General features: G+C 62.4%; 1 protein-coding gene. It reads left to right on the top strand.

Annotated elements, in window-relative coordinates; translation table 11 throughout:
- The first annotated feature begins 123 nt into the window (after positions 1-123).
- A complete protein-coding gene (locus tag E3O11_RS15255; RefSeq protein ID WP_092453277.1) occupies positions 124-1,383 on the top strand; it encodes an IS256 family transposase in 1,260 nt (419 codons plus the stop codon).
- Positions 1,384-1,440: the final 57 nt, after the last annotated feature.

Below are 1,440 nucleotides of genomic sequence, written 5' to 3'. Positions count from 1 at the left end.
GGTCACGTCCCGTGCAGTGGTGTAATTCCCGGGGTTCGATCGTTGGAATAACAACGTAACGAACCACCGTGCGATGGTCAGTGAGAACCGTTCAAAGTTCCTCACAGAAAGACACATCACACGATGGCTCTAGACCAGTCTGCCCTGCTCGCGCTCCTCTCGGAACTCAAGCTCACCAATGTCACCGATCGAATCCGAATGGTGACCGAAACGCTCTACCAAGAACTCATCAACGCGGAAGCCACCGCCCACATCGGCGCGGCCCCGTTTGAGCGTTCTGACGATCGCACCAACCAACGCAACGGCACCCGCCCGCGCGTCTTGACGACCACGGCCGGGGACCTGCATCTGAAGATCCCCAAGCTGCGCCAGGGCTCCTTCTTCCCGGCGCTTCTGGAGCGACGCCGGCGAGTGGACCAAGCCCTGTTCGCCGTGATTATGGAGGCTTACCTGCACGGCGTCTCGACCCGCAAAGTCGACGACCTGGTCAAAGCCCTCGGCGCGGATACTGGCATCTCCAAGTCCGAAGTATCCCGGATTTGCGCGGATCTCGACGGGGAAGTGGCCACGTTCCGTGGCCGTGATCTCGGCGTGACGGGCTACCCCTACGTGTTCCTCGACGCGACGTATTGCAAGGCCCGAGTCAACCACCGCGTCATCTCCCAGGCCATGGTCGTCGCCATCGGCGTGGCCGCTGACGGCCGCCGCGAGGTCCTCGGTTTTGACGTCGGCGACAGCGAGAATGAGATCTTCTGGACCGAGTTCCTGCGGTCCTTGAAATCCCGGGGGCTGGACGGCGTCAAACTCGTGATCTCCGACGCACACTCGGGGTTGAAGAAGGCCATCAGCACCGTCTTTCAAGGTGCCGCGTGGCAACGCTGCAGGGTCCACTTCATGAGAAATGTTCTCTCCATTGTCCCGCGCGCCAGCCAGGACATGGTCGCCGCTGTCATCCGCACCATCTTCGCCCAGCCCGACGCGACGCACGTTCAGGCCCAGTTCGACGAGGTCACCCGCATGCTCGAACGCTCTCACCCGAAAGTCGCCAAGATGCTCCACGACGCGCGCGCCGACATCCTCGCCTTCTGCGGATTCCCGCCCAAACACTGGCGACAGGTGTGGTCGACAAATCCACTCGAGCGCTTAAATAAGGAAATCAAGCGCAGGACCGATGTCGTCGGTGTGTTCCCCAACCCGGCCGCCCTGCTCCGCCTCGCAGGTGCCGTCCTGGTCGAGCAACACGACGAGTGGGAGGCAGGCTCCCGCCGCTACCTCTCCGAGGACTCCATGCGCCAGTTGACCGCCTTCAACGCCGCCCTCACCCTCCCCGACGCCAGCGCCCTGACGGGGGTGATTCCCGTTCCCGAGCTCATTGCCGCATAATCAAATCAGCTGACCCGCACGGTGACGATGAATTACACCAACCGGCGGGACGTGACC

The sequence above is a fragment of the Cryobacterium levicorallinum genome (assembly GCF_004402405.1).
GTDB lineage: Bacteria > Actinomycetota > Actinomycetes > Actinomycetales > Microbacteriaceae > Cryobacterium > Cryobacterium levicorallinum.
Note: the sequence above shows the minus strand (reverse complement) of the source record. Positions and strands in the feature narration are given on the sequence as shown.

Excerpts from the sequence above, each read along its gene's own strand:
- E3O11_RS15255 (WP_092453277.1), top strand. The coding sequence starts at position 124 with ATGGCTCTAGACCAGTCTGCCCTGCTCGCGCTCCTCTCGGAACTCAAG.